The sequence below is a fragment of the Ruegeria sp. genome (genome assembly GCF_965199275.1).
Lineage (GTDB): Bacteria > Pseudomonadota > Alphaproteobacteria > Rhodobacterales > Rhodobacteraceae > Ruegeria.
Genome location: NZ_CBDAQX010000023.1, coordinates 78,868 through 102,139, shown reverse-complemented (window position 1 = coordinate 102,139; position 23,272 = coordinate 78,868). Strand labels below are relative to the sequence as shown.

The 23,272-nt window shown below is 58.5% G+C and carries 17 protein-coding genes, 1 tRNA gene and 1 pseudogene; 7 read left to right on the top strand and 12 right to left on the bottom strand.

Annotation, left to right across the window (positions count from 1 at the left end):
* Positions 1 to 61 precede the first annotated feature (61 nt).
* The 4 genes and pseudogenes from tnpA to ACOERD_RS23150 all read left to right on the top strand — a co-directional run.
* On the top strand, positions 62 to 472 hold the full coding sequence (gene tnpA, locus ACOERD_RS23165; protein WP_419737609.1) for an IS66-like element accessory protein TnpA: 411 nt from the start codon (positions 62 to 64) through the stop codon (positions 470 to 472).
* Positions 469 to 822, top strand: a complete 354-nt coding sequence (gene tnpB / locus ACOERD_RS23160; protein ID WP_419737608.1) for an IS66 family insertion sequence element accessory protein TnpB — start codon at positions 469 to 471, stop codon at positions 820 to 822. Before tnpA ends, tnpB begins: the two co-directional genes overlap by 4 nt.
* A 55-nt stretch (positions 823 to 877) precedes the next feature.
* Positions 878 to 2,584 (top strand): IS66 family transposase, encoded by a 1,707-nt coding sequence (gene tnpC, locus ACOERD_RS23155; protein WP_419737621.1) that lies wholly within the window; start codon positions 878 to 880, stop codon positions 2,582 to 2,584.
* A gap of 30 nt (positions 2,585 to 2,614) precedes the next feature.
* A pseudogene (locus ACOERD_RS23150) lies at positions 2,615 to 2,788 on the top strand (ATP-binding protein); the annotation flags it as partial.
* A 179-nt stretch (positions 2,789 to 2,967) separates the two neighbouring features.
* On the opposite strand, the gene ACOERD_RS23145 reads toward ACOERD_RS23150, so the two are convergent.
* The 7 genes from ACOERD_RS23145 to ACOERD_RS23115 all read right to left on the bottom strand — a co-directional run bounded on the left by ACOERD_RS23145 (position 2,968) and on the right by ACOERD_RS23115 (position 15,975).
* Positions 2,968 to 4,953 (bottom strand): hydantoinase/oxoprolinase family protein, encoded by a 1,986-nt coding sequence (locus ACOERD_RS23145; RefSeq protein ID WP_419740832.1) that lies wholly within the window; start codon positions 4,951 to 4,953, stop codon positions 2,968 to 2,970.
* A 71-nt stretch (positions 4,954 to 5,024) separates the two neighbouring features.
* On the bottom strand, positions 5,025 to 6,062 hold the full coding sequence (gene queG, locus ACOERD_RS23140) for a tRNA epoxyqueuosine(34) reductase QueG (RefSeq protein ID WP_419740629.1): 1,038 nt from the start codon (positions 6,060 to 6,062) through the stop codon (positions 5,025 to 5,027).
* 75 nt (positions 6,063 to 6,137) lie between these two features.
* Entirely contained in the window at positions 6,138 to 6,803 is a 666-nt protein-coding gene (locus ACOERD_RS23135; RefSeq protein WP_419740831.1) for a glutathione S-transferase family protein, read from the bottom strand.
* 58 nt (positions 6,804 to 6,861) lie between these two features.
* Positions 6,862 to 7,602 (bottom strand): monofunctional biosynthetic peptidoglycan transglycosylase, encoded by a 741-nt coding sequence (mtgA, locus tag ACOERD_RS23130; protein ID WP_419740628.1) that lies wholly within the window; start codon positions 7,600 to 7,602, stop codon positions 6,862 to 6,864.
* Positions 7,603 to 7,752: 150 nt separating this feature from the next.
* Positions 7,753 to 12,285, bottom strand: coding sequence for a glutamate synthase large subunit (gene gltB / locus ACOERD_RS23125; RefSeq protein ID WP_419740627.1), 4,533 nt, complete (start codon positions 12,283 to 12,285; stop codon positions 7,753 to 7,755).
* A gap of 119 nt (positions 12,286 to 12,404) precedes the next feature.
* A complete protein-coding gene (locus ACOERD_RS23120; RefSeq protein WP_419740626.1) occupies positions 12,405 to 13,838 on the bottom strand; it encodes an NAD(P)-dependent oxidoreductase in 1,434 nt (477 codons plus the stop codon).
* Between the two features lie 394 nt (positions 13,839 to 14,232).
* Positions 14,233 to 15,975 carry an IS1634 family transposase gene (locus ACOERD_RS23115; RefSeq protein ID WP_419737624.1) on the bottom strand — a complete coding sequence of 581 codons (1,743 nt, stop codon included), beginning with the start codon at positions 15,973 to 15,975 and terminating at the stop codon, positions 14,233 to 14,235.
* On the opposite strand from ACOERD_RS23115, the gene ACOERD_RS23110 reads away from it, so the two are divergent.
* Together ACOERD_RS23110 and ACOERD_RS23105 are read left to right on the top strand one after the other, a co-directional pair.
* Positions 15,968 to 16,147 carry a hypothetical protein gene (locus ACOERD_RS23110; RefSeq protein ID WP_419740625.1) on the top strand — a complete coding sequence of 60 codons (180 nt, stop codon included), beginning with the start codon at positions 15,968 to 15,970 and terminating at the stop codon, positions 16,145 to 16,147. The two genes, ACOERD_RS23115 and ACOERD_RS23110, sit on opposite strands and share 8 nt — an antisense overlap.
* Before the next feature lie 152 nt (positions 16,148 to 16,299).
* Positions 16,300 to 17,103 (top strand): undecaprenyl-diphosphate phosphatase, encoded by an 804-nt coding sequence (locus ACOERD_RS23105; protein WP_419740624.1) that lies wholly within the window; start codon positions 16,300 to 16,302, stop codon positions 17,101 to 17,103.
* Here ACOERD_RS23105 and ACOERD_RS23100 read toward each other — a convergent pair whose 3' ends face one another.
* Complete coding sequence (locus ACOERD_RS23100; protein ID WP_419740623.1) at positions 17,104 to 18,087, bottom strand: complex I NDUFA9 subunit family protein; 984 nt, start codon at positions 18,085 to 18,087, stop codon at positions 17,104 to 17,106.
* A 201-nt stretch (positions 18,088 to 18,288) separates the two neighbouring features.
* Between ACOERD_RS23100 and ACOERD_RS23095 the strand changes: the two genes are divergently transcribed.
* Positions 18,289 to 18,375: transfer RNA gene (locus ACOERD_RS23095), tRNA-Leu, on the top strand.
* Positions 18,376 to 18,546: 171 nt separating this feature from the next.
* Here ACOERD_RS23095 and ACOERD_RS23090 read toward each other — a convergent pair.
* The 4 genes from ACOERD_RS23090 to ACOERD_RS23075 all read right to left on the bottom strand — a co-directional run bounded on the left by ACOERD_RS23090 (position 18,547) and on the right by ACOERD_RS23075 (position 23,265).
* Positions 18,547 to 18,963 carry a hypothetical protein gene (locus ACOERD_RS23090; protein WP_170470608.1) on the bottom strand — a complete coding sequence of 139 codons (417 nt, stop codon included), beginning with the start codon at positions 18,961 to 18,963 and terminating at the stop codon, positions 18,547 to 18,549.
* 22 nt (positions 18,964 to 18,985) lie between these two features.
* On the bottom strand, positions 18,986 to 20,017 hold the full coding sequence (locus ACOERD_RS23085; RefSeq protein ID WP_419737613.1) for an IS110 family transposase: 1,032 nt from the start codon (positions 20,015 to 20,017) through the stop codon (positions 18,986 to 18,988).
* Between the two features lie 427 nt (positions 20,018 to 20,444).
* Positions 20,445 to 21,932, bottom strand: a complete 1,488-nt coding sequence (locus ACOERD_RS23080; RefSeq protein WP_419740622.1) for a heme biosynthesis protein HemY — start codon at positions 21,930 to 21,932, stop codon at positions 20,445 to 20,447.
* 10 nt (positions 21,933 to 21,942) lie between these two features.
* Positions 21,943 to 23,265, bottom strand: coding sequence for a COG4223 family protein (locus ACOERD_RS23075; protein WP_419740621.1), 1,323 nt, complete (start codon positions 23,263 to 23,265; stop codon positions 21,943 to 21,945).
* Between the last annotated feature and the right edge of the window lie 7 nt (positions 23,266 to 23,272).

Sequence of the window (23,272 nt, the reverse complement as noted above, 5' to 3'; positions counted from 1 at the left end):
GCCCCTGCGCTGTCAGATTTTCCTTATCGTAACAGGGATAAGGATTTTCTCCATGGAGTCGATGACGGAGTTCCTCCGCTCGTTGGGCGTTGAGTATCAAGTTGATGGCCGTCGCCGATGGTCGCATGATGCGAAGGCATACATTGTTGCCGAGACTTTGAAGCCGGGGGCGACGGTAAAAGCTGTGGCTGGTAAATTCGGGGTCAATGCGAACCGATTGTCGGAATGGCGTTGTCTGGCAAAAGATGGGAAACTGGTGCTTCCAGCTCCGGAGCCTGATGAACATGTTGAGTTTGCGCCCGTGGTTCTTTGTGACGGTGATGAGGCAAGTGTTCAGCCGCAGGTTCGCCCGCCATCGTCACCAGCGGAAAAGGTCGAGATCGTTTTCCGCGGGGTGTCGATCAATTTGGGCACCGATACATCGGCACAGCGAATTGCCGAGATTGCCCGAGCGGTTGGGGTTGTTGAATGATTTTCCCTGCACAGAAGTTGCGCATTCTGGTCAGCACACAGCCGGTGGATTTTCGCAAGGGTCATGATGGCTTATGTGCTCTGGTGCAGTCGGTTCTGCGGGAAGACCCGTTCAGCGGGACGGTGTTCGTATTTCGCGCGAAGCGAACGGATCGGCTGAAGCTGGTTTTTTGGGATGGGTCAGGTCTGGTTATGGCTTATAAGCGTCTGGAAGATACAGACTTCGTCTGGCCTGCTATTCGCGATGGGGTGATGACGCTGAACAGAGCACAGTTTGAGGCGCTTTTTTCTGGTCTGGACTGGCGGAAGGTCAAACCTGTCGAGACGCGGCGGCCAACTGCGGCAGAGTGAATCAGGCGGTTGATTGGGCAGGATTTAGAAGTTCGGGCTGTGTATGCTCGCAGGTATGACTGCCGACTCCAATGGTTTCAATCTTGATGCTCTGCCCGCCGAACATAAAGAGGCTGTTCAGGCCTTTGTCGAGGACAATGCACGTCGGGTTGCCGAGTTGGAGGAACTGACAACCAAGCAGAGCGCCTGCATATCAGATCAGGGGGCGCACATTGCAGATCAGGCCCAGCAAATATCGGATCAAGATCGGCAGATAACGGGTCAAGACCAACAGATTGCAGAGCAAAACGCTTTGATCCTTCGTTATGAAAGCCTGATTGCGGAATTGAAGCGGGCGCTTTACGGCAAGAAATCGGAAAAACTAACTCAGGACGAGCGTAATCTCGGGGCCGAAGATCTTGAAGTTGCGCTCAGCGAGGCGGAGGCCTCAAGCGAGGCAGCCACTCAATCCTGTGACAAAGAGAAAAAGGCAAAGCCCAGGAAAGCGCCTGAGCGCAATATCGGCAATCTGCCTGAAGATCTGCCGCGGATCGAACAGGTGATCGAACCTGACAGTGTTGAATGTCCGTGCGGATGCGGCGCGATGCATAAGATTGGTGAAGATCGCAGTGAACGGCTGGACATCGTGCCCGCGCAGTTGCGTGTGATCGTAACGGTCCGTCCGAAATATGCCTGCCGGTCATGTGCTGGAGGCGTGAAACAAGCACCGGGACCATCGTGGCTGATCGAGGGCGGACTTCCGACCGAAGCGGCCATCGCGCACGTGTTGGTCAGCAAGTATGCAGACCACCTTCCTCTGTACCGTCAATCGCAGATACTTGTGCGCTCTGGCATCGACATTCATCGCGCCACGCTCGCGGGCTGGGTCGGAAAGGCCGCGTTCCACCTCAAGCCGGTTGTTGAGCGGCTGGCGGAACACCTGAAGTCTTCGACCAAACTGTTCATGGATGAAACCACGGTCCCAGTCCTCGATCCGGGAGAGGGTAAAACGAAAACCGGTTATTTCTGGACGTTGGCACGTGACGACCGATCCTGGAGGGGCGATGCACCACCAGGGGTTGTTTATTTCTATGCACCCGGTCGGGCTGGCGAAAACGCAGAGAAGTTTCTCAAGGGGTTCAACGGTGTTCTGCAGTTGGATGGGTATCAGGGGTATAATCGGTTGATGCGGCCAACGCGGAAAGGGGGCTCTCCGATCCGAGCCGCCTATTGTTGGAGCCACGCTCGCCGCAAACTGAAGGAGGTCTTTGACCGCGACAAGTCCGGGATCGCAGCAGAGGGCTTGCGTCGGATTGCCGAATTTTACGCAATTGAAACTGAAATTCGGGGCCTTCCACCCGAACAGCGCCTGTCTGCGCGCCAGACACAAACCGCGCCCTTGGTTGCCGAGTTCGGCACCTGGCTTCAGGAGCAGCGCCTGCAGGTCTCTAAAAAATCCAGACTTGGTGAAAAGCTCAACTACATTCACAAACATTGGGACGGCTTGCAGGTCTTTCTCAGTGACGGCCGGGTTGAGATCGACTCCAACAACGTCGAAAATCTCCAAAGACCAATTGCCCTTGGGCGGAAAAACGCACTGTTTGCGGGTCATGATGAAGGCGGCGCCAGTTGGGGCCGTATCGCATCTCTGATACAGACCGCGAAGTTGAACGGCGTGGAACCCAATGCATATCTGACCTCAACGCTCCAAAAAATAGCAGCCGGTCACCCCCAAAGCCGTATCGACGAGCTCCTGCCATGGAACTTTCAAAAGTCAAGCTGAAATGCCATGTGTGTGCCTCGTTACGCTTACAGCAAACTGTACGAGCGAACGTCTATTCTGCTAACAACCAACCTCGCATTTGCTGAATGGCCGAGTGTGTTCACAGATGCCAAAATGACCACTGCTCTCCTGGATCGACTGACACACCATTGCGATATCATCGAAACCGGGAACGAAAGCTGGCGAATTAACCACCGCGACTAACCTCGAAATCGGGGAATAAATTCAAAACAGACAGCAGGTCAAACCTTCAGTCGAGCTACGCTCTCTTTTCGGTTTGACCTGCTGTCCACCCCCTCCTGAATCAACCTAAACACGACCCCCTCAACGCCCCTCTTAGCTCCAAGGGGGGTCAAATTTGGACGCCGATGGGGGGTCATTATTCAATGCCGATTGACATCGACGGTCAACATCGCCTCGACAAACACTTCGCGCTCTTCCACGCGGGCGGTTCGGATATCGCGGTCGACAACCACTCGGATATCTTCAGCACCCGCCTCGCGCACGGCCCCTTCCGTCTCATCTCGGAGGATCTTTTCCAGCAACGCCAAAGCCTCATCCGAGGCGTTGAAGTCCTTCGGGCCGTCCTCCAGATGAACACGGTACTGCCCTTCGGCAGGCGAGGTAATGGTTCCCGACCGCCGCAGAGTCAGCCGCCCGACCACCGCCCCGATGGCGTTGGCCACGCCTGCATGTTCGGGCAGAACCATTTTGCAGCGCAGCCGCTCCCCAACGGCCGGATAATAGCTTGGGGCCGAGGCACCCAATCCCACCACATCCACATTCAACGCCGCGTCCAGCGCCAGCAACCCTCGGTGCTGCGCCAATCCACGTTGGGTCAGGACATGCCGGGCAAGCTCTTTCGACGGCAGACCGAAATCTTCGGTTTCTTCGGCAAAAGCAGTCTCTAACAAGGTCAAACTGGTCTGTTCGGTCAGTTGGTCGATGATCATCTTAGCCAGTTGTGCTGGTGATGCCGCCAGCATGTCACCCGACCCAACCCGTTTGCGCGCCACCAGTTCCAGCGCCTTGCGTGCGGCATCTGCGTCCCAGGCCTCAACCCGGCCCAGAACATGGCTGGCGTCAGACGGTGTTATCCCCGAAACCTGTAGGATTCCGCGATCCACCAGCCGGGTCAGCGCGCCATTCTCCATCCGCGTCCGCAATAGTCCACTGAGAGGCAGGACCTGATCACCCAGCCGGTCCAGCAACGCCTCTTCCCGCACGCCGATCCCATCGGCATGCACCCCCGGAACGCGGCGTGCGAACCGTGTGTCATGCTCGCCCACCGTGGTTGAGCGCAGCTGCTCGTCGAGTATCGCATGCACCACTTCGGGCGCCTCGGACGCGATCAGTGAAACCGGCAGCACCCGTCGCGGCCCAAGGAAAACGCCGCCCTTCAACCCTTCGGTCATGACATGAACCTGGCTGTCGCCACCCAACCCGTGAGTCCGCATGGCGACGGCCTCAACCATTGTGCGGAACCCACCAACCTGCGCGCCCGCTGGATCAATCGCGGGTTTCCCATCGCGGATCAGCGCCACATCCGTCGTCGTACCGCCAATATCCGAGACCAGAGCGTTCTCGGCCCCCGTCAACCACCGCGCCCCAACGATCGAGGCGGCAGGACCACTCAGAATCGTTTCAATCGGCCGCTCCCGCGCCTGTTCCGCGCTCATCAACGCGCCATCCCCGCGCACGACCATCATCGGAGCGGTAATGTCCAAAGCCAGCAACTGATCCTGAGCCCGCCCGATCAGGCGATCAATCATCCCGATCAACCGTGCATTCAAAACGGCAGTGACGGCGCGCTTTGGCCCGTTCAACTTGGCGGACAATTGGTGCGAGCAGGTAACCGGCGCTCCGGTCTTTTCGGTTATGATCCGCGCCGCTTCCAGCTCATGCGTCGGGTTGCGCGTTGCGAACTGAGCCGCCACGGCAAAGCCGGAAACCCCTGTGTTAGAGTCTAAGAACGCCTCTAAGGCTTCAACATCCAGCTTTGTGACCTCACCGCCCGCATGGCTGTGTCCACCTGCCACGACAAGCGCCGGATCGCCTTTCAAAGCATCCCTCAGACCATGCTTCTCAAGATCGCTTTCCTTGAACCCGATATAGATCAAGGCCACGCGACCACCCTGCCCCTCGACCAGAGCATTGGTGGCCAGCGTCGTCGACAGAGACGCCATCGAGATCTGATCCGGCGTCACCTGCGCCTCGTCCAAAACGGCAGAGATCGCCTTACCCACCCCAATCGCCAGGTCCGCCCGCGTGGTCAGGGACTTGGCCGAGGCGATCACCTCACGCTCATCCCGGATCAACACCGCATCGGTATAGGTCCCGCCCGTATCTACCCCCAAAGCCAGCGCCATCGGGTCCTCCATCTGTTCGCTGCAGATGGGTGTAGCGGTTTGGACCGACACGTCCAGCCTATTTGCGGCATTTAACCTAGCTGTTCCACCGCCCAGCGCGCGGCATCGGCCACAGTCGGATCGGGATCATCCGCCAAGCCCTGCGCCACAGCCCGCAATTCGGCCCGACCCGAGTTGCCAATGGCATAGAGAACATTGCGCACGAACCGGTCTCGCCCGATCCGCTTGATCGGAGAGCCCGAGAATTTTGCCCGAAACGCGGCATCATCCAACACCGCCAGATCAGCCAGGGCCGGAGCCTTCAGATCATCTCGCGCCGCATATCGAATGTCGCTGGCCGCCACTGCAAACTTGTTCCAAGGGCACGCAGCCAGACAATCGTCGCAGCCGTAAATCCGATTGCCCATCTTGCCACGCAGTTCTTCCTCAACCGGGCCTTTGTGCTCAATCGTCAGGTAGGAGATGCACCGGCGCGCATCCAGCTGATACGGCGCGGGAAAGGCATCCGTCGGACAACTGTCCAAACAGGCACGACATGATCCGCAATGGTCAACTTCTGCCATATCCGCCGGAAGATCCAAAGTCGTAAAAACAGAGCCTATAAAACACCAATTGCCCCAATCCCGACTGACCAGATTGGTGTGTTTACCCTGCCATCCCAACCCGGCTGCATGGCCCAAGGCCTTCTCGGGAACCGGAGCCGTGTCAACGAACACCTTCACCTCACCACCCGACTCAGAAATCAGCCAACGGGCCAACCGCTTTAGCCGCTTCTTGACCAGATCGTGGTAGTCCTTGTTCTGCGCATAGACAGAAATCGCCCCGCGTTCGGGATAGGCCAAAACCTCGGTCGGATCATGCTCGGGTGTGTAGCTTTCGGCGAGCATGATAACCGATCGAGCCTCGGGCCAAAGGGCCGCCGGATCCCCACGCCAATGCGTGCGCTCCGCCATCCAGCCCATCTGCCCGTGATACCCCGCCTCCAAAAAGGCGTCCAACCGAGCAGGCACCTGTGGCACATCCCATGGCCGACACACCCGGCATGAGACAAACCCCTCGGCCAAAGCCTGCGCCACCAGTTTGTCCTTTAAACCCGATCCGCTCTTCATCTGGCTAAAAATACCCTCGGGGGGAATCGCGCCTCTGGCGCGATGGGGGGCAGACAGCCCCCCTTTGCCACCCTATCAGAAATCCAGATCGGCGTAATGGGGCGGAGGCCGAAATCCCGGCACCTGATCCGCCAGAATCGACCGGAACGCCGGCCGCGATTTGATCTTGGCGTACCAATCCTTCACCGCCGCGCTGCGATTCCAATCCACGTCCGAGATATAGTCCAGCGCGGACAAATGCGCCGCGGCTGCGAAATCCGCAAGTGTCATCTGATCCCCGGCCAACCAGCGACGATGATCCAGCAACCACGCCATGTAGTCCAAGTGGTACTTGATCGCCCGCGCGCCTTCCTTGACGTTCTTACTGTCCGGATAGCCCTGTCCGGTCATCTTCTTATTGACCCGCTCATAAAGAAGTTTCGAGGTCACCTCATGATGAAACTTGTCATCGAACCAGCCCACCAAGCGACGCACCTCGTACCGCGCCTCGGCGGACTTGGGCATCAAGAGCGGTTCTGGGCGCGTGTCCTCGATATACTCACAAATCGCCGCGCTTTCGGACATGATCTGCCCGTCCAACCGCAACACCGGCACTTTTCCAGCCGGGTTTCGACGCAGGAAATCCGGATCTTGCTCCCAATACCGCTCTTCGACCAACTCAACTTCGATCTTCTTCTCGGCCAGAGACAGCCGAACCTTGCGACAGTAGGGAGAGAGGGGAACGTGAAACAAACGCGCCATGGACTTCCAATCAAACCAATGAGTACCCTTCAGCTTTAGCCTTGGCAGGGCGTGGGATTCAATCCTCGAAACAATCCGCGCGACCATCTGCGCGGATGGTAGCCGCCCCTTGCAGGATGGCCGCCGCCCGCCTGCGGGTGAAAACCGACGGGTCCGTCACCGAGCGTTTGCGGGGTGAGGGCAGAATCGCTGCAAGCCGCGCCGCCTGCGTCGGGGTCAGTTGCGCCGCGCTGACGCCAAAGTTCCGCTGCGCCGCAGCCTCAACCCCAAACAGGCCCGTCCCGGTTTCCGCGACGTTTAGATAGACCTCAAGAATGCGCTGTTTGCTCCAGAAAATCTCAACCACAGGCGTGATCGTGGTTTCCATCGCCTTGCGCACCCAGCTGCGCCCCTGCCACAGAAAGACATTCTTCACCACCTGCTGCGTAATGGTCGAGGCCCCTCGGGTCCCACCCCCCTCCAAAGCGTCGCGAATGGCTTCGACGTCAAAACCCCAGTGCAGACAGAAATTCGCATCTTCAGCCGCCACGACCGAACGCGCCATGATTGGAGCGATCTCATCCATCGTGACCCACTCGCGCTCGACCTTTCCTAGGCGACGCCATTCAGACCAGATCGTATGCGTGATCGGAGGGTTCACGACCGAGTACAGAACCACCAAAGCCACCAGAAACGCCGCAACGCCCAGCGCGGAATAGATCATCCATCGCCGGATACGGGACCAGAGCGACCGTGACTTTTGCCCCTTGCCTGCTTTACTTTTTCTGCCGCTTTTCTTGCGGGCTGCTTTCTTTGCCATGGTTTTGCTATACGCCGCCGCGCCGGTCTTGGGAACGGCGGAATTCCGGATCGGCGGATTGGACCGCGCGACTGTGTCCGCCGCGAAATAAAAAAGACCCGCGTTCCACCTCAGAAACGCGGGTTCTTCTTATTTATCTCTGCACCCGACTTATTCGGCCGGAACAGCAGCCACTTCGTTTGTCAGAGGATGGCTGAGCTTGTTCAGCATCTCTTTCGGGCAGACCTGCAGGAAGTTCGCCTTTTCCACGTCCCAATGCTGCAGGATGTCCGAGGCCTTCCGGCTGAAAGTTTCTGCCGCGTGACGCTCGATCAGGGATTTCAACTGATCTTCCCAATGGTCGACGGTCACCGTGCATGTCACTAGCGTTTCCATGTTCATCAACGCCTGCGCCTTACCCTCCGGGTCATACAGATAAGCCATGCCGCCGGTCATACCCGCGCCAAAGTTGGCCCCGATATCACCCAGGATCACAGCGACACCACCGGTCATGTATTCACACCCGTTCGAGCCACAGCCCTCAATCACCACTTTGGCGCCCGAGTTCCGCACCGCAAACCGCTCACCTGCGCGACCAGCGGCAAACAGCTGCCCGTCAGTTGCGCCGTAGAGAACGGTGTTGCCGATGATCGTGTTGTCATCTGCCTTCAGCGGGCTGACCTGCGGTGGGCGGACAACAATCATCCCCCCTGACAGACCTTTGCCGACATAGTCGTTGGCATCGCCCGACACTTCCAGCTTCATGCCCGGAGCCGCAAAGGCCCCCAGCGACTGACCGGCCGAGCCTTGCAGCTTTACATGCAGATGGTCGTCCTGGAACGTGTTCCGCATGCCGAAGTTCTGAACGATATGGCTGGAGACGCGTGTACCCACGGTCCGGTGCGTGTTCTGGATCGCGTAAGACAGCTGCATCTTTTCACCGTCTTTCAGGAACCGCGCCGCGTCGCGCACGATCTCGGCGTCCAGCGTATCAGGCACCGCGTTGCGGTCCTTGTCGCGGTTGTAGACGATGTCATGTGCGCCATCGACTGTGATCAGCAGCGGGTTCAGGTCCAGATCGTCCAGATGCGCCGAGCCACGGCTGACCTGATCCAGCAGATCGGCCCGACCGATGATCTCATCAATCGAACGCGCACCGAGGCTGGCCAGCAGCTCACGCACTTCCTGCGCGTAGAAGGTGATCAGGTTGACGACCTTATCGGCGCTGCCGGTGAACTTGGCGCGCAGGCTTTCGTCTTGCGTACACACGCCAACCGGGCAGGTGTTCGACTGGCACTGGCGTACCATGATACAGCCCATCGCAATAAGCGCTGCGGTGCCGATACCGTATTCCTCGGCCCCCATCATCGCAGCCATGACGATGTCACGACCGGTCCGTAGGCCACCATCGGTCCGCAGGGTCACACGGTCGCGCAGGTTGTTCATCGCCAGAACCTGATGCGCCTCGGTCAGGCCCATCTCCCACGGAAGACCGGCATATTTGATCGAGGTCGCAGGCGATGCGCCCGTGCCGCCATTGTGGCCCGAAATCAGGATGATATCCGCTTTCGCCTTGGCCACACCGGCAGCAATCGTACCCACGCCCGAGGACGCCACCAGCTTGACCGTCACTTTGCAGCGCGGGTTGATCTGCTTGAGATCATAGATCAGCTGCGCCAGATCCTCGATCGAGTAGATGTCGTGGTGCGGCGGCGGCGAAATCAGCGTCACACCTTTGGTCGAGTGCCGCAGACGCGCGATCAGGTCGGTAACCTTCATGCCCGGCAGCTGACCACCCTCACCCGGTTTCGCACCCTGAGCCACCTTAATCTCAAGCTCTTCACACTGGTTCAGGTACTCGGCAGTCACACCGAACCGGCCCGAGGCCACCTGTTTGATCTTGGCTGACGGGTTGTCACCATTCGGCTCGGGCACGAAATGCGCCGGGTCTTCACCACCTTCACCCGAGTCAGACTTTGCACCGATCCGGTTCATCGCCACGTTCAACGTCTTATGCGCCTCAGGGCTCAGCGCGCCCAGCGACATGCCCGGCGTAACAAAACGCTTCCGGATCGAGGTGATCGATTCGACCTCTTCAATCGGCACTGGCTTGCCCAGCGGTTTGAAATCCATCAGATCACGCAGATGGATTGGCGGGTTCGACTGCATCTTGGCCGAATACTGCTTCCACAGTTCGTAGGACGCCTTGTTGCACGCCATCTGCATCATGTGCATTGAGGTCGCCTCCCAAGCATGGGTCTCGCCCGATTGCCGGGCTTTGTAGAACCCACCGATGGGCAGCACGTCCAAGCCGTTGTCCCATGCCTTGGCATGGATTTCCTCGACCTTGGCCTGAATACCGGTGACACCGATACCAGAAATCCGGCTGGTCATACCGGGGAAGTATTCGGCAACCATGGCACGGCTAAGACCCACGGCCTCAAAGTTCAGACCGCCGCGATAGGATGAGATCACCGAAATCCCCATCTTGGCCATGATCTTCAGAAGACCTTGGTCAATCGCTTCACGATAGCGGGCAACGTTCTCGGTCAGCGTGCCTTCCAGCAGACCACGGTCGATCCGATCGGCCAGCGAATCCTCGGCCAGATATGCGTTCACCACGGTCGCACCACAGCCGATCAGAACCGCAAAGTAGTGCGGATCAACACATTCAGCCGAGCGCACGTTCAGCGAGCAGAAGGTCCGAAGCCCTTGCCGCGTCAGATGCGAATGCACCGCGCTGGTCGCCAGGATCATCGGCATGGCCACACGGCCCTCGCCCGAGTTCATGTCGGACAGCACCAGATGCCCCGCGCCCGAGCGCACAGCCTCCTCTGCTTCGGCTCTAACACGGGCCAACGCGGCGCTCAGCGCGCCACGACCGGGCTCAAAGCTGCAGTCGATTTCGGCCAGAGGAGAGCCAAAGGTCTCAACCAATTTGTCCCACTGCGCGTTGCCAACAAAGGGGCTGCCCAGCACCACGATTTCAGTTTGGCTGCTGTCTTCGTCCAGCACGTTTTTCAGGTTACCGAACCGGGTTTTCAGCGACATCACACGGTATTCCCGCAGGCTGTCGATGGGCGGGTTTGTCACCTGGCTAAAGTTCTGGCGGAAGAAATGGCTCAGCGGGCGGTACTGCTTGGATAGCACAGCCGAGGGCGTGTCATCCCCCATAGAGGCGAGCGATTCCTTACCGTCCTCGGCCATCGGCGCGAGGATCTGCTCCAGCTCTTCGATCGAGTAGCCAGCCGCGATCTGACGCTTGCGCAGCTCTTCTCCGCGGAATTTGGCGGTCTCGGTCACGCCGGCCAACGCGTCATCCAGATCGTTGATCTTGTTGACCCACTCACCAAACGGCAGGGCGCGGGCCAATTTGTCCTTGATCTGTTTGTCACGGTAGAGCTTGCCGCGCTTCATGTCGACAGCCAGCATCTGACCCGGACCCAGAGCGCCTTTTTCAGTCACGGAGGCCTCATCAATCGGCACCATTCCGGCCTCAGAGCCCGCGATGACCAGACCGTCACCCGTCACCACATAGCGCATCGGGCGCAGACCATTCCGGTCGAGACCGGCACAGACCCAGCGGCCATCGGTCATGGCCAGAGCAGCAGGGCCATCCCATGGTTCCATCACCGAGTTGCAGTAGGAATACATGTCGCGCCACGCCTGCGGCAGCTCGACCGCCTGCTTGGACCAGCTTTCCGGAACCAGCATGGTTTTCGCCATGGGCGCCGAGCGGCCCGCGCGCACCAGAACCTCAAAAACTGAGTCTAATGCGGCCGAATCCGACGATCCACCTGCGATGATCGGCTTGATGTCTTCGGCATAGTCACCAAAGGTCGAGGACGCCATGCGGATCTCATGGCTTTTCATCCAGTTGATGTTGCCCTTCAGCGTGTTGATCTCACCGTTATGCGCCAGCATCCGGAACGGCTGGGCCAGCCACCATTGCGGGAAGGTGTTGGTCGAATAGCGCTGGTGATAGATCGCAAACGCCGACTCAAAGCGTTCGTCCATCAAGTCGGGGTAGAAGACGGCAACCTGTTCGGCCAGCATCATGCCCTTGTAGATGATCGAGCGGCAGGAGAGCGACGCCAGATAAAGGCCGGAAATCCCTGCAGCCGCAGCCGCTTTTTCGATGCGACGACGGATCACATAAAGCTCACGCTCAAAAGTCTCTTCGTCAACGCCTTTCGAGTTCGAGATCAGGATTTGCTCAATCTCAGGACGGGTCGCGTTGGCCTTGTCGCCCAGACAGGTGACATCAACCGGCACATGACGCCATCCGTAGATGTAGTAACCCATTCGCAAAACTTCGGTTTCTACGATGGTCCGGCAGCTTTCCTGTGCGCCGAAATCGGTGCGAGGCAGGAAGACCTGACCAACGGCGATCAGCTCATCCAGATTGGGTTCATGGCCGGTACGGCGGATTTGGTCGTAGAAGAATGGAACCGGGATCTGAACATGGATACCCGCGCCGTCACCTGTCTTGCCATCCGCATCGACAGCGCCTCGATGCCAGATCGCTTTGAGCGCGTCGATCCCCGCATCAACAACCTTGCGCGAAGGCTTACCATCGACGGACACCACAAGGCCCACACCGCATGAGGAATGCTCTTCCTCTTCGGAATAAAGACCGTTTTCCGCCATCCACTTGCGCTTGGTTTCCTCGGCGCGCACCCAATCGGCGTCAAATTTGGTCATTCGCTGTCTCCTGCTTCCAAGGGGGCACGGTTTGCCGGATCCCTGGTTTTGGTCTTTGGCTGGCGTTCTGGATCGAACGCGTATCCCTTTGGGAAAATGTTGAACTTCGACGATGGCAGTTATTCAGCTGCGACCACCGCCTTGGCATTGAACCGCTCGATGATGGCATCGGCACAATCACGGCCATCCCGGATCGCCCAGACGACCAGAGAAGCGCCGCGCACGATGTCACCAATGGCGTAGACGCCATCCATCTCGGTCTCACCGGTCTGGAAGGCCGCTTTGATGGTGCCCCAGCGCGTGACCGGCAGATCGGACTGACCGAACAACGTGGGCAAGTCTTCGGGCTCAAAACCCAGCGCCTTGATCACCAGATCGGCGTCCTCGACATAGTCAGCACCTTCGATCACCTCGGGGGCCTGACGGCCCGACGCATCCGGCTGTCCCAGACGCATCTTCTGCACCATCACGCCGGAGACTTTGTCATCACCGACAAAACCTTTTGGCGCGCTGAGCCATTCGAACACCACGCCTTCTTCCTCGGCGTTCTGCGTTTCACGCTGCGAGCCCGGCATGTTGGCGCGGTCACGGCGGTACAGACATTTGACCGAGGTCGCGCCCTGACGGATCGAGGTGCGCACACAATCCATCGCTGTGTCGCCACCACCGATCACGACAACCTTCTTGCCCTCGGCGTTCAGGCGACCATTGTCGAAATCTTCAACCGCGTCCCCAAAGCTTTTGCGGTTCGAGGCGGTTAAGAAGTCGATCGCTTTCTCGATACCCGTCAATCCGCTGCCCGGCATGGAGAGGTCGCGCGACTTGTAAACGCCGGTTGCGATGATCACGGCGTCATGCTTGGCGCGAATTTCGTCAAATTTGGCGGCGTCCACGTCGCAGTTCAGAACGAACTCCACCCCGCCTTCGGCCAACAGGTCATTGCGGCGCTGGACGATGTCTTTCTCGAGCTTGAAGCCAGGGATACCGTACATCAACAGGCCGCCCGCACGGTCATAGCGGTCATAGACTGTGACTTGGATACCGGCACGGCGCAGCATGTCGGCTGCCGCCAGGCCACCCGGGCCTCCGCCGATGATGCCCACACTTTCGCTGCGTTCAGAGGTCGGAACGACGGGCTTCACCCAGCCTTTGTCCCATGCGGTGTCAGTGATGTATTTTTCAATCGTCCCGATGGTGACTGTACCGTGGCCAGACTGTTCAATCACACAATTGCCCTCGCACAAGCGATCCTGAGGGCAGATTCGGCCACAGATCTCGGGAAATGTGTTGGTGGCTTGGCTTGTCGCGTAGGCCTCTTCCAGACGACCTGTCGCCGTCAGACGCAGCCAGTCGGGGATGTTGTTGTGCAGCGGGCAATGCGACTGGCAATAGGGCACACCACATTGGCTGCAGCGACTGGCTTGCTCTTCAGCCTTGGCCGATGCGAATTCCGCGTAGATTTCGTCAAAGTCTTCTTTGCGGTCATCGGCGGCACGCTTTTCAGGCTTGACACGTTCAATCTGCACAAATTTCAACATCGGTTGCTTTGCCACGGGTCCGACTCCATGAATTGGCTAGGAAGCATCTCTTTATGAGATCGCCTCGGATATGAAAAGTCATATCTACTGATCTATTTGAGAAAAATATATGCTGGCGTGCAAATTCTTTCCTTTTTTCTGCTTTTTTTATGTCCGATACGGACCTATCTATCATCTTTCCTTTTCGACACCACCAGAATACCCATAAACCCAAAGCAAATTGATTGCAGTGCGGCAGGGTAAATGAGTCTCTTTCACTTGATTCTCGTGGCGATCATTCAGGGGCTTACTGAATTTCCTGACTTCCGACATTTTTTCGTATAAGTCATTGATATTATTATGCCTTGGTTGCCAAAAGGCACTACACGGACTTTTTTCGCCAGCGATTGTTTCGGAGTGTTGAGGGAGCTCAGGCTTTGGTCTGGCCAGTTTTTCGGGTGCGCCCGGGGGGTATCTTGAAAGGGGCTTCGTTCCAGGTCAGGCCGACGCAGGTGAGGATGCGTCTGGCATCGACCGTGGCATGGCTTGGCATGCCGTAGCGGTCAGGGGTGCCTTTGTGGCGCAGGATCGAGAGCTGCAATGCGTTCAACTCGTTGCGGATACGAGCCGGGCTCATCGGGTGTCCGAGCAGGTCCAGATGCTTGCGCAGGTGCTGCAGGCAGCAGAAGGCCATGTAGCAGATGGCGATATGGGCCCGGACCCGACGCGGCGACCAGTGATAGATGGGCCGGATTTTCAGATCGTGCTTGTTGGTGCGGAAGCAGGCTTCGATCTCCCACAACTGGTGATAGCGGGCAATGACGTCCTGTGCCTCCAGTTCGTCCGCACCATGAACAACAATGGCATGCAGCCCGTCCCATTGTGCCGCTGCCTTGATCTTTGCATCATCCAGCGTGACGTCCCCGCTGTCGGGGAAGGCCAGGAAGCGGCCATATCCCCGGCTGCTGAAGCTGCCGGGTTTGCGAGAGCGCTTGAGCTTCTTGTGCAGCTTTTCGATTGCCTTGTCGCGCTTGTGGGCATCATTGCGTGCCCGGGTGGGTGACCAGGTCACAATGACCCGCGCTCCCTCCTGGTCGATCACCTTGTACCAGCCCTTCTCGGTTGCCTCTTCAGAACCGTGTCCAGCCCAAGGCTGGCGTCCCTCCGGGCTCAAAATGTTCGCCTTCACGGCGGCCGGGGCGGACTTCATGCGATAGCCGAGGATGTAGGGCAGACCCTTGTTCTGCAACATCTGCTGGTTGTCCTTGCTGAGCATGGCGGCATCGGCCACGAACGTGACCCTGGCCACGTCGAAGCGTCCCTCCAACGCCTTCAGCGCAGCTTCCAGCGTATGACCTTCCCAGGTGTTTCCCGGGAAGAGTTCATAGCCCACAGGCAGCCCATCGGAGGTGACGATCAGCGCCAGCATGACCTGAGCGCGGTGATGCTTGCCATCCTTGCTGAAGCCCTTGGCCAGAAGATGATCCTGCTCGACCCCGTCCGCATCCTCGGCCGGGTCCTCGCGCTCGGTGTCAAAGGCCAGGGTCGTGCAATCGTAGAACAGCACGGTCACTGGCCCGCCCAGCAACTTCTCTGCCGCCGCGTGAGAGGTTTTGCAAATCCCGTCTATCACCGGCGTATTGATGTAATCCATGCTCCGATAGACCACGTCCAGATTGAGCGTGATGCCTGCCTGGTTCTCCAACGCCTCCACGGTCGCGCGCTTGCTCTCGGGCTGTGCGATCCGCGCCATAACCAGCTCTTTCACAATGCGATTGGCACTTTTACGCGCCGCCCCCAGAAGGGCCCCCCAACCCAGTTGGTCATACATCGTCCCCATGACATCCCGCAGACCCAGAGAGACCCGCGCCTCCTCACGGCACTCGGCAAGATCAACGCCAAGCTTGTCCGGCCGCGGAGCGCGGCGCACCAGCGCCTGCAGATCGGCATATTCCGTGGGCGTGAACAGTTCCATTTGCGGCGAGCGATCAATGCGTAATTGCTCCATCAAGCGGCCCGCCAGACGCTTGATATCCTCAATCTCGCTGTCGTTATGGGCCACACCCACATGGCGCAGGATCTTCTGGCGTACCTTGGAGCCGGTGCGGACGGATTCAACGATCTGGATCCGTGTGCGGTTGAGCTTTGCGTCATGTTTGGTGCGGATGAACATGGGCGAAGAGGTTAGCCATCTGAAGGCCCATGTCAATACTTTTTATAATAATGGGGCACTACAACGCGCCTCTGAGCAACCACACCTGAAAACAAACCAAAAACCCAGTCAGATCAACAAAAAGGTCGGAAGTCAGGAGATCGCCTCGGATATGAAAAGTCATATCTACTGATCTATTTGAGAAAAATATATGCTGGCGTGCAAATTCTTTCCTTTTTTCTGCTTTTTTTATGTCCGATACGGACCTATCTATCATCTTTCCTTTTCGACACCACCAGAATACCCATAAACCCAAAGCAAATTGATTGCAGTGCGGCAGGGTAAATGAGTCTCTTTCACTTGATTCTCGTGGCGATCATTCAGGGGCTTACTGAATTTCTGCCTGTCTCCTCGTCCGGCCATCTGATCTTGCTGCCCAACCTGACCGGGATGCAGGATCAGGGCCAAACCATCGACGTGGCAGTTCATGTGGGCACGCTGGGCGCGGTTGTTCTGTACTTCTGGTCCGACGTCAAACAGGCGATCCGCGGGCTGCCTGCGGCGCTGACGGGGCGCATTGACACAGCACAGGCCCGGCTGGCGCTAGGCCTGATCGTGGCAACGATTCCAACTGTCCTCGCTGGGTTGGTCCTTTACCTGACCGGCCTGACCGACGCACTGCGATCCATAGCCTCAATCGGTTGGACCATGCTGCTGTTTGGGCTGCTGCTATATTGGATGGACCAGAAAGGCCCCCAGACCAAGATCGCGACCGATTGGGGCCTGCGTGACGCGGCCATCATGGGGCTTTGGCAGGCCATCGCTCTGATTCCCGGCACATCCCGGTCGGGCATCACCATCACCGGGGCACGGCATCTGGGCTATACACGGGAAGAAGGCGCGCGCCTCGCCATGCTGATGTCGATCCCGACCATCATCGCCTCGGGCGTGTTGCTATCCCTTGACGTAGCCCACCAGGCCGACGCGCAACTGGCCAAAGACGGAGCGATCGCCGCCCTCTTTGCCTTTGTGTCAGCCCTGCTGGCCCTCAGCCTGATGATGCGCCTGCTGCGTAGTGTCAGCTTCACGCCCTATGTCATCTATCGCGTCATTCTGGGCGCGATCCTGCTGGTGATCGCCTATAGCTGATCAGGTCCGCAAATTCTTGGCCGAGTTCTGAATGTCGTCGTACTGACCCGATGGGCGGAACTTCCACAGGTATTCGGGCAGAACTGCGTCCAGCGTGGTGGGCACGATACCCAGATCCGCAAAGCCCTTGGCGCTGTCACCAACTACATTGTCCTGTCGAAGGTTCTTGAGCTGATCCCGCGTCAGGATCGGGTTCGAGAACAGCTGGAAGCTGACGAACTTCAAGATGTCCAACACGCCGGCCATGATCTTTGCGGCAAAGAACGGCACCCCCAGAATCACACGGCGCCGATGAATAACTTCCAGCATTTGCTGCATCAAAGCCCGGAAGGTTTTCACCTCAGGGCCGCCCAGCTCATAAATGCCCGAGGCCGCTTTCCCCAAGACACCCTGCTCGGCCGCGTCGGCTACATCATCCACATAGACGGGCTGAAACCGCGTCTCGGCCCCAACCAGAGGCAAAAACGGCCCGAGCCGCGTCATCGCGGCGAACCGGTTGAAGAACTGATCCTCGGTCCCAAAAATAATCGAGGGGCGCAGGATCACGGCATCAGGCATATGAGCCAGAACCCCGGCCTCGCCCGCCGCTTTGGTGCGGGAATAGGCGCTGGCCGACTCGGCATCCGCCCCAATGGCCGAAATATGAACCATCCGCTCCACGCCATTCTCGGATGCCAGACGCGCGATGCGCTCGGCCCCTTCGGCCTGCACCGCATCAAACCCGTTCTTGCCCAGTTCGTTCAGGACACCCACGCAATTCACAACCGCATCCGCGCCTTGCATGGCCAACTGCACCGAGGCGTCATCCCGGATGTTGCAAAAAACCGGTTCAACCTGACCCACAACGCCATAAGGTTTCACGAACATGGCCTCATTCGGGCGTCGAACGGCGACTCTGACACGCCATCCTTTGGCCGCCATACGGCGCGCGATGTAGCGCCCGACAAACCCTGACCCTCCGTAGATCGTGACCAGTTTTGACATTCGATGGCTCCTGCTGCGTGGCTCTGACGTAGAAGTAGCGCCCGAACCCCTTTGAAACAAGGCATCAAATCGCCGCGCATCCTGCATCGAGACCCGCTGTGAAAAGGGTCCGAGCGACGTGGTTCAAAAAACTTTCAAAAATCTGTCCGAATCTGGTTGACCCTCCCCGCCGCTGGCCTTAAACGCCCCCTCACGACACCTGCCTAGGTGGCGGAATTGGTAGACGCGCTAGCTTCAGGTGCTAGTGTCCGTATGGACGTGGAGGTTCGAGTCCTCTCCTGGGCACCAAATCCCCCTAAATTGTATTGATTACCCGCATTTGAAGCGTGGAAATACCCCGTGTGTTTGGGGAATTCAGTCTCAGATTCCAACCACACGCACAGCATTTCATGCCTTGAGCGATGACGTCAGGGCCTCGCAAAGCACTTCTCTGCGTAGTCCCCGGACTTTGTCCCAGACTTACTTGGCTTTCTTTTCAAGGTTTTGCCAGAACTTCAGCTTTTCGTCGAAGGTCTTTTCCATCTGCTTCGGCTTCGCTTTCGGGACGGCCTGTTGCACCACATGCGTTGCCTCGTGACCGATCAATTTCTTGGCCGCCGATGCAGTCTTGGCAGCCTTCGACACCTGAACCAGAAGGTCTTTGTTGGCCTTTTCGTCCATACATTTTTTCTTCTTGGCAGTCGAAATGGCCTTCTGCGCAGCTTTGCCCTGCTTCATCGCCACTGCAATCGCCTTCTTCAACGGTGCCAGTGTTTTCTTCGCGACCGGAGACGCCTTTTCCGCCTGATCAATAATTTTGGACTGCTGCACAATCGCCGCCGCGAGCTTGTCCGCTTCTTTCTCAAATTTATCCAGGCCTTTTTCATCAATTTTCATTTGGTTTCTCCTATGATGATTGTCAAGCAGGGCATTGATTTTGTTTGATTTTAAATTCGGCAAAATCGTCGAAGACCCAGCCGTTCTTGAGCGTGTCATAGATGATCTTGAGCAGCTTGCGGGCCGTGGCTATGATCGCCTTGCCCGCGCCACGGCGTTCCTTGATGCGCCGATAATAACTGTTGAGATATCCCGAATAGCGGATCGCGATGAGCGTACATTGCACCAGCGTGGTGCGCATGAGCTTGTTGCCGCGCTTCGTGATCCGCCCGTGATGTTCGGTTTCGTTCGAGTTACTCACCTTGGGCACGATGCCGACATAGGCGGCCAGCTTGTCCGCGTCGGAGAAGTCTTCAACCCTGCCGATCCCCGCCAGCAGGACCGCGGCAGATCGCGCACCGATCCCCTTGATGCTGGTGAGCCCCTCAAAGCCTTTCATGGCCGAGGCGGCCTCCTCGATGGCCTTGTCGATACGGTTCAGGGTCTCGGTCAGGCCGAGCGCCTGGTCCCGCAATGCCGCCAGTTCGACCTGCTCAAGCGGTGTGAAGCGGCTGAGATCCAGGTCGCGCAGGCGCTTCTTGCTGGACAACCCTTCCTTCTTCAGCTTCATGCCGTGACGGACAAACATCGCGTGGATGCCGTTCAGCAGCATGGTGCGCTGTTTGACCAGCATGTCACGCGTCCGGGTCAGCGAGGCCAGTTCGCTTTCCTGAGTGGACTTGAGCCGGGTTTCCGGCAGCATGTCCTTCGACAGGAAGAAGGCCAAAGCGCGCGCATCGTTCTTGTCGGTCTTTTTCACCGATGTGCGGATCACTTTAAACTGGCGCGGGTTGACCACAACGATCCGGCCGACACAGGGTTCCACCTCACCGCAGAACCAGGCCGTGTTGCCGGTGGCCTCGACCGCCAGTTCGTCATCCGCATCAAGGCTCTGACAGAACCGCTCAAGCGCCTGCGCGGACAGATGAAAGGTTTGGAATGTTTCCGATCCGTCCGTCTCACGCCGACAGATCGTGAAGGAATTCGTATGAAGATCGACACCTATGTAAGCCATGGCTATACTCCCTGCTCAAGGAGGCGGAGCCCCCAATGGGGCGTGAACGGCCAAACCAAGCTCCTATGCAGGATCACCGGCCAAAACCGGGCCCTATGGGGGCTGTTCGGAAACAGGCGAAAGCTAAGCTCCTCAACAGGGTCACAATGCCCTAAGACACAATTCAGCCTGAGACCTATCCGCCTCCCCGAATCCTCTAACAGATTCAGGGCGTTTGGCCGATCACAAATCATTCATACCCCCTCCTCAATCTAAGACGCTTGGTCGATTCATGGAGAGAATGCAGCAAATGCTGCCGGAGAGTCAGTGAAACCCGTCACACTGGTGTTAAATACCCCAGAACTGCACCCTTTTGAGTGGCGCCAAAGACTTACACTTTCATCTTTTGCAAAGCTGCTGCGGGCTGGAAAATATCAGGCCGTTTGGGTCAGGCCTGCTTCTCTGCGGTCTCATCGACCGTATCGGCGTTCAGCTCGATCACCTCAGCAGGGACATCCTCTTCGGCCTCGGGTTCTTCTTCGGCAGAGGCTTTGTCTTCCAGCGCGCCTACAATCAAAGGCAACATATGCACACCCGTGGCCGTGGCGATCTCGGGCGTCTGAGGCGTCTGCCAGCTGAGCGTATCGAAGCTGCCGCAATTCTGGCAGACCGGGGCCCATTCGGGCTGAATGTCGTGACAGTTCTCGCACACCCATTGCGGCCCACGCGGCGCCGTCAAGGCCTTGGCCAGCCAGCCCTGCACAACGGCGTCCGATGCACCTTCACCGCGCTCGATGGCCGCCATCAACGTGTATCCACGGGCATCGGCCTGTTTTTCGACCACATCGCCCAGCGCGCGACGCGCTTCGGGGAAGTCCTCGGCGACGATGTTCAATTCGGCCAGAATCAAGCGGGTTTCCATGTTCTCGGGGTGGATACGGGTCAGCGCGGTAAACCGCTTGATCCGGTCCTGAGCCGACTCGTCCGGCGCAATCTCAGCAAAAGCATGGGCGAGATCGGGGTGGGGCTGAACCTCCCACGCTTTCTTGAGGATCTTGGTGGCCGCGCGCGGTTTGCCCTTTTCGATATAGGCCCGCGCGGCCATGGCGGCGGCAGGCACCAGATCGGGTGACAGACGGTTGGCCTCGATGGCTTGTTCTTGCTGCTCGACGCTCGCGCCATCGTCCAGAATGCCCTTGGCCTCGGACAGCGCCAGAACCGCGTCGCGCCGTTTGAACACATCGCGCGGCAGGTACCCGGCTTTCAGCTTCGACGTCAGAGTCGACCGCGCTCCGGCCCAATCATGCGCTTTGGTCTGTAGGTTCAGCAAGACATCTTGCGTTTCCTCATGGCGCGGCTTCAGCGCGAGGGCCTTCTCAGCCAGTTTCCGCGCCGTTTCGTCATCGCCTTCGGCCAGCTTCTGTTTCATGATACCGCGCACACCGACAAAGCGCGTGGCGCTATTGGTCACCAGCTTTTTGTAGGTTTCCGAAGCCTTTTTGGTGTCGCCCGTCATCTCGGCCGCTTGTGCGACCAGCAAATTGGTCAGTTCCGGCTTGTTCAGCAGCTTTTCCGCTTTAGAAGCCTTAGCCATCGCCATGCGGCCCTCGCCCGATGCCAACGCCATGAGACCGTCAGACAGCGCCTCATACCCGCGCCGTTCGCGACCGCGGTCGAAATGGCGCGACAGGGCGGTTTCATCACCGTTGAGGAATTTCAGCGTCGCGATCAGCAGGCCCAGCAGTTTGAAGAACAACCAGACGCCAAAAACCAGCACGCCGAGCGCGATCACCGATTGCAGCGGCCCCAGCGTGTATTCCACTCCGGCGACGGTGATCTGAACCCCGCCACTGGTTTGCATAAGGAAGTGACCACCCAAAGCCAGAAGGCCGATAATCGCAACAAAAACAAGGATCTTAAACAATGACCACAGCATGGCAGGTCCTTCAGTTCGAGTTCAGGTCGGAAGCAAGCGTATCGGCGGCCTCAACCGCCGTGACCCGGGTCTGGGCGGCTTGTTCCCAATCGGCCATTGCGGTCTGCGCCGCCTCTGGCAGGGATTTCAACTCAGTCAGGGCAGTAGCGACGTCACCATCGGCCAAGGCCGCCTGAGCACGCGACAGCACAGCATCCGGACCATCCCCATCCTGAGGGGTCACCGATCGCGCGCCGGTCTGGCGTTGCAGAAAGGCGATCACGCCCGTGCCTTTGTCCGCATCCCGCGCATCCGCCAAAGCGGTACGCGCCGCCGCAGGGAATGAGGCCCGCAAGGACGAAAGCGTCTCAACCCCTTTATCTGCAGGCATTGAGAGCGCATCAGGCACCGTCACGCCTCCCGCTTGCAGTTCGCCCAAAAGGTCCGAGTAGGGCTGACCGGCATCCAACTGTCCATGCAGGCGGGACAGAATGGCGAGATTGGTCGCGGCTTGCGCTTCGGCCGTTGCCTTCGCCTCAAGCGCCTGCGCATCGGCGACCATCTTTTCGACCTCACCGCGCTGCGCCGCCAGTGAGTCCTGCAGCTTTTTCAACTCGGCTTCAAAAGCAGCGGTGGCTTCGGTCGAGGTGCTAGCGGAGATCGGTGCCTTCTCAAGCTCGGTCAGCCGGTCGGCCAGAGGCGCGATCTGACCCGTCAGAGATTCGACGCTGGATTTCATGGCGGTCAGATCTGCATCAACTGGGTCCAGCTTTTGCGACAGCGCCTGAACCTGATCCGTCAGGCCCGACACGTCCGGCGCATCCGAGAGCTTCTTCGTCAGCGCTTCAATCTGATCGGATTGTTCCGAGACCTTCGATTCAAGCGCCGCTATCACGTCCGAGTTATCCGACCCACCAGACGAGATCAGCCCCGTTTGGGCCGCCGCAAAGCCAAGGCCCGCAGCAATCACACCACCTATCAGGGCCGGAACAAATCCGCCGCGTTGTTCCTGGGTCGGTTCAGCGGGTTTCTCATCGGCCTGTACAGGTTCCGACGGCTCGACGGACGCTTCGGCTTCGGCTTCGGCTTCGGCTTCGGCTTCGGCTTCGGCTTCGGCTTCGGCTTCGGCTTCGGCTTCGGCTTCGGCTTCGGCTTCGGCTTCGGCTTCGGCTTCGGCTTCGGCTTCGGCTTCGGCTTCGGCTTCGGCTTCGGAAAGCAGGTCCTCTTTCAGCGCATCTTCGTCAACAGGCGACCCTTCAGTTTCACCACTGGGTTCAACGCTTACATCTTCGACCACATCGTCTGTTTTCGGGGTTTCCACCGGTTCCTGATCGGATTTCTTTTTGCCCGCCACCGTCAAA